Below are 6,093 nucleotides of genomic sequence, written 5' to 3'. Positions count from 1 at the left end.
TGGTCGCTCTTTTTTTTTGTTTTTACTACCTCCCTGGTTTTGCGGGGGGGGTTTGGGCGGTCGCGGTTTCGGGGGGGGGGCCGGGGCGATCTGCCCCGGCCCTCCGCCGTATCCGTTTCCTACTTCTTACGGCTGCGCTTCTCGCGGACCCGCACCGAGATGTGGATCGGCGTGCCCTCGAAGCCGAACTCCTCGCGCAGCCGGCGCTCGACGAAGCGGCGGTAGCCGGCCTCCAGGAAGCCGGAGGCGAAGAGGACGAACCGGGGCGGCTTGGTGCCCGCCTGCGTACCGAAGAGGATGCGGGGCTGCTTGCCGCCGCGGACCGGGTGCGGGTGGGCGGCGACCAGCTCGCCGAGGAAGGCGTTGAGGCGGCCGGTGGGGACGCGGGTCTCCCAGCCGGCGAGCGCGGTCTCGATCGCCGGGACGAGCTTCTCCATGTGACGGCCGGTCTTGGCGGAGACGTTGACCCGGGGCGCCCACGCGACCTGCTGCATCTCGGTCTCGATCTCGCGCTCCAGGTAGTAGCGCCGCTCCTCGTCCAGCTCGTCCCACTTGTTGTACGCGATGACGAGCGCGCGGCCCGACTCCACGGCCATCGTGATGATGCGCTGGTCCTGGACCGAGATGTTGTCGGTGGTGTCGATCAGGACGACGGCGACCTCGGCCTTCTCGACCGCGGCGGCGGTGCGCAGGGAGGCGTAGTAGTCCGCGCCCTCCTGGAGGTGGACCTTCTTGCGGATGCCGGCGGTGTCGACGAACTTCCAGACCTTGCCGCCGAGCTCGATCAGCTCGTCGACCGGGTCGCGGGTGGTGCCGGCGATCTCGTTGACGACGACTCGGTCCTCGTTGGCGACCTTGTTCAGGAGCGAGGACTTGCCGACGTTCGGGCGGCCGATGAGCGCGATGCGGCGGGGGCCGCCGATCGCGTTGCCGAAGGTCGTCGCGGGGGCCTCGGGCAGGGCCTCCAGGACGGCGTCCAGCATGTCGCCCGTACCGCGGCCGTGCAGCGAGGAGACCGGGTACGGCTCACCGAGGCCCAGCGACCACAGGGCGGTGGCGTCGGCCTCGCCGGAGGGGCCGTCGACCTTGTTGGCGCAGAGGACGACGGGCTTGCCCGCGCGGCGCAGCAGCTTGACGACGGCCTCGTCGGTGTCGGTGGCGCCGACGGTGGCGTCCACGACGAAGACACAGGCGTCGGCGGCCTCGATGGCGTACTCCGCCTGGGCGGCGACGGAGGCGTCGATGCCGAGGACGTCCTGCTCCCAGCCGCCGGTGTCGACGACCTTGAAGCGGCGGCCGGCCCATTCGGCCTCGTAGGTGACGCGGTCGCGGGTGACGCCGGGCTTGTCCTCGACGACGGCCTCGCGGCGGCCGATGATCCGGTTCACCAGGGTCGACTTGCCGACATTGGGGCGGCCGACGACGGCGAGGACGGGGAGCGGGCCGTGCCCGGCCTCCTCGATCGCGCCTTCGACCTCCTCGACGTCGAAGCCCTCTACCGCGGCGAGCTCCATGAACTCCGCGTACTCGGCGTCGCCAAGTGCCCCGTGGTCGTGCTGGTCGTTCATGAAGTCCGTTCCTTGATCATTCGTGGTCGGTGGGTCCTCGACGGGCCTGAGCCCCGGGGCCCACTACTGAGAGTGTCGCTCAGCGCCCGGTGAGGCGCCTGGCGTTTTTCAGGTGGGCGGTCAGCCGCTCCTGAATACGTACGGTGGCCTCGTCCAGGGCCTTGCGGGTGCGACGGCCGGTGCCGTCACCGGCCTCGAAGGCCTCGCCGAAGACGACGTCGACGCGGCTGCGCAGCGGAGGCAGTGCCTTGACCAACCGTCCGCGGCCATCGGTGCTTCCCAGTACGGCCACCGGGACGATCGGCGCCCCGCTGCGGACCGCGAAGTACGCGAGGCCGGCACGCAGGGCGGCGAAGTCGCCCTCGCCGCGGGTGCCCTCGGGGAAGATCCCGAGGACTCCGCCGTGCTCCAGGACCGCGAGAGCGTTGCCTATCGCGTTCCGGTCGGTGCCGTGCCGGTCGACCTTGACCTGCCCGATGCGCTCCAGGAAGGGCCCGAGGGGCCCCACGAAGGCTTCCTTCTTGACCAGGAAGTGCACCGGCCGGGGGGCCGTGCCCTGGACCATGGGGCCGTCGATGTTGTGCGCGTGGTTGATGGCGAGGATGACGGGGCCGGCGGCCGGCACCCGCCAGGCGCCGAGGGCGCGCGGCTTCCACAGGCCGTGCATCAGCCCGATGCCGATGCCGTGCCCGACGGCGGCGCCCCGCTTGGAGGGCTGGGTCACTTCGATGCCGCCCTCTTCTCCTCGACGAGGGTCACGACGCACTCGATGACCTGGTCAAGGGTGAGGTCGGTGGTGTCGACCTCGACGGCGTCGTCGGCCTTGGCGAGCGGGGAGGTCTTGCGGCTGGAGTCCGCCGCGTCCCGCTTGATCAGGGCCTGCTGGGTGGCGGCCACGTCGGCGCCCTTGAGCTCGCCGGAGCGGCGGGCGGCACGGGCCTCGGGGGACGCGGTGAGGAAGATCTTGAGGTCGGCGTCCGGCAGGACGGTGGTGCCGATGTCCCGGCCCTCGACGACGATGCCGCCCTCGGCGCTCCGGGCGATGGTCCGCTGCAGCTCGGTGATCAGGGCCCGCACCTCGGGGACGGCGCTGACGGCGCTGACCTTGGAGGTGACCTCTTCGGTACGGATGGGCCCGGCGGCGTCGGCGCCGTCGACGGTGATCGTCGGGCGGGACGGGTCCGTGCCGGAGACGATCACGGGCTTCGAGGAGGCGTTGGCGACGGCCTCGGCGTCGTGGACGTCGACGCCGTTGCTGATCATCCACCAGGTGATCGCCCGGTACTGCGCGCCGGTGTCGAGGTAGCTCAGCCCCAGCTTGGCGGCAACCGCCTTCGAGGTGCTCGACTTGCCCGTGCCGGAGGGCCCGTCGATGGCGACGATCACGGTTTCCACGGTGGGGAACACCTTCCTGGGGTGAGCGGAGAGGCCGCCCGGAACGCGGGGGGCCACCCCAAGGTTACCGAGTCCCGGCCACCCGTCTGGCCGAGCACCCTCCGCGGCCCCCTTCGATCACCCGGTCCGCAGGGCCCAGCCCCGTTCCCGCAGCGCCGCGCCGAGCGTGGGCGCGGCCGACGGCTCGACCATGAGCTGGACCAGACCGGCCTGCTGCCCGGTCGCGTGCTCGATGCGGACGTCCTCGACGTTGACGCCCGCGCGGCCCGCGTCCGCGAAGATGCGGGCCAGCTCGCCCGGCTGGTCGCTGATGAGGACGGCGACGGTCTCGTACTGCGTCGGTGCCGCGCCGTGCTTGCCCGGGACCCGGGCGCGCCCCGCGTTGCCCCGGCGTAGGACGTCCTCGACGCCGTCGGTGCCCTCGCGGCGCTTGTCCTCGTCGGAGGACTGGAGCGAGCGGAGCGCCCGGACCGTCTCGTCCAGGTCGGCGGCGACGCCGGAGAGGACGTCGGCGACGGGACCGGGGTTCGCCGACAGGATCTCGACCCACATGCGCGGGTCGGAGGCGGCGATCCGGGTGACGTCGCGGATGCCCTGCCCACAGAGCCGTACCGCCGTCTCGTCCGCCTCCTCCAGGCGGGCGGCGACCATCGAGGAGACCAGCTGCGGGGTGTGCGAGACGAGCGCGACCGCGCGGTCGTGGGCGTCGGCGTCCATGACCACCGGGACGGCGCGGCAGAGCGCGACCAGCTCCAGGGCCAGGTTCAGGACCTCGGTGTCGGTGTCGCGGGTCGGCGTGAGGACCCAGGGGCGGCCCTCGAAGAGGTCGGCGGTGCCGGCGAGCGGGCCTGAGCGCTCCTTGCCGGACATCGGGTGCGTGCCGATGTACGCGGTGAGGTCGAGGCCCAGCGCCTCCAGCTCGCGCTTGGGGCCGCCCTTGACGCTCGCGACGTCCAGGTAGCCGCGCGCGACGCCCTCGCGCATGGCGGTGGCCAGCGTGCCGGCAACGTGCGCCGGGGGTACGGCGACGATCGCGAGGTCGACGGGCCCCTCGGGCGCCTCGTCGGTGCCGGCGCCGAGCGCCGCCGCCGTGCGTGCGCGGGCGGGGTCGTGGTCGCGGAGGTGGACGGCGATGCCGCGTCCGGCGAGCGCGAGCGCCGCCGAGGTGCCGATCAAGCCGGTTCCGATGACGAGCGCGGTTCTCACTGGGCGATGTCCTTGCGCAGGGCGGCCGCGGCACCGAGGTAGACGTGCGCGATCGCGGACTTGGGCAGTTCCGACTCGATGTGCGCGAGGAGTCGTACGACCCTCGGCATGGCGCCCTCGATGTCCAGCTCCTGCGCGCAGATCAGCGGCACGTCGACGATGCCGATCCGGCGCGCGGCGGCGGCCGGGAAGTCGCTGTGCAGATCCGGGGTGGCGGTGAACCAGATGCTGATCAGGTCGTCGGGGTTGAGGCCGTTGCGTTCCAGGACGGCGGTGAGCAGCTCCTCGACCTGCTCGCTCATGTGTCCGGCCTCGTCCCGTTCCAGCTGGACGGCGCCTCGGACCGCTCGTACCGCCACGTCGTGCTCCTTACCTGACCTGGACCTCTGTCGAGAATGCTCCGATCAGCCTAGTCAGCCCCGCGGACACGCCGTCGCGGCGACCGCCCTCCGAGACGAGGGGGCCGCCGCCGGGTGGGTCGGGGCTCGGGTCAGAGCTTCTGCTGCTTGATGAGGTCCTCCAGCGAGCCCGACGGCACCTGGCCCTGGGGGGTCAGCTTGTCGACGGCCTGGGGCAGGACCTGGGCGATCTCGTCGGCGGCCTGCTGGGGGCTGACTCCGGCGTCCTGGGCGACCTTCTGGAGCGTCTCGTCGGGGAGCGCCTGGGCGACCTGTTCGCCGGTCACCGGCTTGTTCTCGCCGTTGCCGACCCAGGACTGTGCCTGGTCGGTGAGGCCCGACTTGGTCAGCATGTCCATCAGTCCGCCCAGCGGGTTGGAGCCGTCGGCCGCGCCCTTGCCGCCGCCGGCCATCAGCGCGCCGAGCAGGGAGCCGAGGATGTTGCCCCCGCCGGCGGCGCCCTGCTGCCCGCTGCCGCCCAGGAGGCCGCCGAGCAGACTGCCGAGATCGTTTCCAGCCATGGTCCTGCCTTTCACTCCGGTACGGAACACGGCCAATGTCACCCAGACCGGATCATTCCGCCACTCGGGGTACTCGGGGTGTCCGGAGGGGGTCGCGGGGCGCGCGGTACAACTGTCGGCATGCTGCTGCACGTCGTACCGCTGGACGAATGGTCCGCCGATCCCGAACGCCCCTACGCCCCGCCCTCGCTGGCCTCGGAGGGCTTCGTGCACTGCTCGCCGGACGAGAGCGCGGCGCTGACGGTCGCGGACGCGCACTACCGGGACGTGCCCGGTCCGCTCCTCGTCCTGGTCGTCGACGAGTCGAGCCTCGCCGCGGAGGTGCGCTGGGAGGGTTCGGAGGACGCGCTCTTCCCGCACGTCTACGGGCCGATCGAGCGGTCGGCCGTCACGGGCGTCCTGGAGGTGCGCCGGGACTCCGACGGCCGTGCGAGGGAGCTGACGCCCTGGGTCTAGGCGTGTTGCCCACGGCGGGCGGGGCGCGCGGCGAAGCTGTACGGCATGAATCCTGAAGCCACGAACCGCCGTACCGTGCTGCTGGCCGGTGCGGGTTCCGTCGCCGTCCTTGCCACCGGCTGCGGCTCCGACGGCGACAACGGCGGTACGACCGACAGCCCGACGCCCACGGGCCCGGCGACCACGGCCGAGCCGACCACGTCGGCGCCGGGAACCTCCTCGCCGACGGCGGCCCCGACCTCGGCGCCGGCCGGGGACGCCTTGACGACGACGGGCGACGTCCCGGTCGGCGGCGGCACGATCTTCAAGGAGGAGAAGGTCGTCGTCACCCAGCCCACCGCCGGTGACTTCAAGGCGTTCTCGGCGATCTGCACCCACCAGGGCTGCATCGTCGGGAAGGTCGAGAACGGCACGATCGACTGCCCGTGCCACGGCTCCAAGTTCCGTATCACGGACGGCTCGGTGGTCACCGGACCGGCCACGCGCCCGCTCCCGGCGGAGGAGATCACCGTGTCGGGGGACTCCATCACCCTCGCGTAGCCTGACCCG

The 6,093-nt window shown here is 72.2% G+C and carries 8 protein-coding genes; 2 read left to right on the top strand and 6 right to left on the bottom strand.

Going from position 1 to position 6,093, the window contains the following annotated elements:
- Positions 1-119: 119 nt before the first annotated feature.
- From der to ACFWRO_RS34030, 6 genes are all read right to left on the bottom strand, one after another.
- Positions 120-1,568 (bottom strand): ribosome biogenesis GTPase Der, encoded by a 1,449-nt coding sequence (der, locus tag ACFWRO_RS34055; RefSeq protein WP_384517546.1) that lies wholly within the window; start codon positions 1,566-1,568, stop codon positions 120-122.
- A 79-nt stretch (positions 1,569-1,647) separates the two neighbouring features.
- On the bottom strand, positions 1,648-2,334 hold the full coding sequence (locus tag ACFWRO_RS34050) for a lysophospholipid acyltransferase family protein (RefSeq protein ID WP_384517543.1): 687 nt from the start codon (positions 2,332-2,334) through the stop codon (positions 1,648-1,650).
- Complete coding sequence (gene cmk / locus ACFWRO_RS34045) at positions 2,289-2,975, bottom strand: (d)CMP kinase (RefSeq protein ID WP_384517540.1); 687 nt, start codon at positions 2,973-2,975, stop codon at positions 2,289-2,291. Before cmk ends, ACFWRO_RS34050 begins: the two co-directional genes overlap by 46 nt.
- 105 nt (positions 2,976-3,080) lie before the next feature.
- Positions 3,081-4,169, bottom strand: a complete 1,089-nt coding sequence (locus ACFWRO_RS34040) for a prephenate dehydrogenase (protein WP_384517537.1) — start codon at positions 4,167-4,169, stop codon at positions 3,081-3,083.
- Entirely contained in the window at positions 4,166-4,528 is a 363-nt protein-coding gene (aroH, locus tag ACFWRO_RS34035) for a chorismate mutase (RefSeq protein ID WP_384517534.1), read from the bottom strand. Before aroH ends, ACFWRO_RS34040 begins: the two co-directional genes overlap by 4 nt.
- Before the next feature lie 131 nt (positions 4,529-4,659).
- Positions 4,660-5,088 (bottom strand): YidB family protein, encoded by a 429-nt coding sequence (locus ACFWRO_RS34030; RefSeq protein WP_384517530.1) that lies wholly within the window; start codon positions 5,086-5,088, stop codon positions 4,660-4,662.
- A 120-nt stretch (positions 5,089-5,208) separates the two neighbouring features.
- Between ACFWRO_RS34030 and ACFWRO_RS34025 the strand changes: the two genes are divergently transcribed.
- Both ACFWRO_RS34025 and ACFWRO_RS34020 read left to right on the top strand, forming a co-directional pair.
- The gene (locus ACFWRO_RS34025) at positions 5,209-5,544 is read left to right on the top strand and encodes a DUF952 domain-containing protein (protein ID WP_384517527.1); all 336 of its coding nucleotides are present in this window, start codon (positions 5,209-5,211) and stop codon (positions 5,542-5,544) included.
- 45 nt (positions 5,545-5,589) lie between these two features.
- Positions 5,590-6,084: a Rieske 2Fe-2S domain-containing protein gene (locus ACFWRO_RS34020; RefSeq protein WP_384517524.1), complete on the top strand. Its 495-nt coding sequence runs from the start codon at positions 5,590-5,592 to the stop codon at positions 6,082-6,084.
- Positions 6,085-6,093 lie beyond the last annotated feature (9 nt).

Origin of the sequence: Streptomyces sp. NPDC058579 (assembly GCF_042718575.1) — a bacterium.
Lineage (GTDB): Bacteria > Actinomycetota > Actinomycetes > Streptomycetales > Streptomycetaceae > Streptomyces.
Note: the sequence above shows the minus strand (reverse complement) of the source record. Positions and strands in the feature narration are given on the sequence as shown.